Source organism: Methylophaga sp. UBA5088 (assembly GCF_002414625.1).
Classification (GTDB): Bacteria; Pseudomonadota; Gammaproteobacteria; order Nitrosococcales; family Methylophagaceae; genus Methylophaga; species Methylophaga marina.
The window spans coordinates 340-1627 of sequence record NZ_DIAC01000066.1; the positions used below are offsets into that span (position 1 = coordinate 340).

Annotated in this window: 2 protein-coding genes; both read right to left on the bottom strand. The window is 45.2% G+C overall.

From position 1 onward, the window contains the following. Positions 1-150, bottom strand: a 150-nt coding sequence (locus B4K20_RS08405; protein ID WP_289282570.1) for a CDP-alcohol phosphatidyltransferase family protein, incomplete at its 3' end; no start/stop codon positions are given. 49 nt (positions 151-199) lie between these two features. Then, positions 200-1288: excinuclease ABC subunit UvrC (uvrC, locus tag B4K20_RS08410; protein WP_289282556.1), on the bottom strand; the 1089-nt coding region annotated here is incomplete at its 5' end.

Genomic DNA, 1288 nt, shown 5'->3' on the forward strand with positions numbered 1-1288 from the left:
ATAACCATCCAGCCAGTCAGTACGCGCGGCAATGACAAATATCAAAGCAGCCCAGACTGATGCTGAAGGCATAGGTAAAAAATAGAACAGAATCAGAATAGGAACTAACAGAATCCGTAAGCAGCTTAAAATATTTGGTAAATTCAACATCTTGTGTCACTTAAAATTAAAATCATGTTTATGGTATCACTATGCGTGCTTAATGATCGCCATGAAAGACATCATAGATTTTTTGAGCAAGGGATTTACTGATACCGTCCACCTTGGCTAAATCTTCCACACCAGCTCGTTGCACTTCCTGAAGTCCACCAAACTGTTGTAACAGCTTTTGTCTGCGTTTAGGCCCTAAGCCTTCAATATGCTCAAGTGTGGATGTTTTACGTGCCTTAGCGCGTCGCTGTCGGTGACCCGTAATCGCAAAGCGATGAGCTTCATCCCGCACTTGTTGCAATAAATGCAGTGCCGGCGAATCGGCTGTCAGCGTGACTTCTCCTTCTCTACCCACCAGGAATAATGTTTCCTCACCTGGTCGGCGTTCTGGCCCTTTTGCGATACCTAATATAGGTAAATCAGATAAATTGAGTTCTTCGAGCACTTCTTGTGCTTCTTTGATTTGACCTTTACCACCATCTATTAATAAGAGATCAGGCCGCTTACCTTCGCCTTTCTGCAAACGCGTGAAACGGCGTGTTAATGCCTGATTCATCGCTGCGTAATCATCGCCACCGGTAATACCCTCGATATTAAACTTGCGATAATCCGCCTTAATCGCGCCTTCCAGCCCAAACACCACACATGAAGCAACAGTTCGTTCACCGCGAGTATGACTAATATCAAAACACTCGATACGTTTGGGTAATTCATCCAGGCTTAACGCATCCTGCAACATCTCAAATCGCTGTAGTAAATTGGAACGGCTACTTAACCGTTGAGTCAGGCTGATATCCGCATTGGTAGAGGCCATCTGCATCCAGCGAACGCCCTGACCTCGTTGAGGTTTTCTTAGGCTGACCTTGTGACCAGATTCAGTTTGCAGCACATCCTGAATTAAATCTCTGTCTTCTGGCTCATGGCTAAGTAAGATTTCTGTGGGCACATTTTTGCCCAGATAATACTGAGGAACGAAAGCCGATAATAATTCCTCAGGGCTGCTGTCACCTGAGCCTTTTGGAAAATAACTTTTACTACCGAGGTTACGTCCACCACGGATAAAACAGACTTCAACCACAGCCATGCCATCTTTGACAATCGCTGCCAACACATCAAACTCACCTTGGTCTGAGCTGAC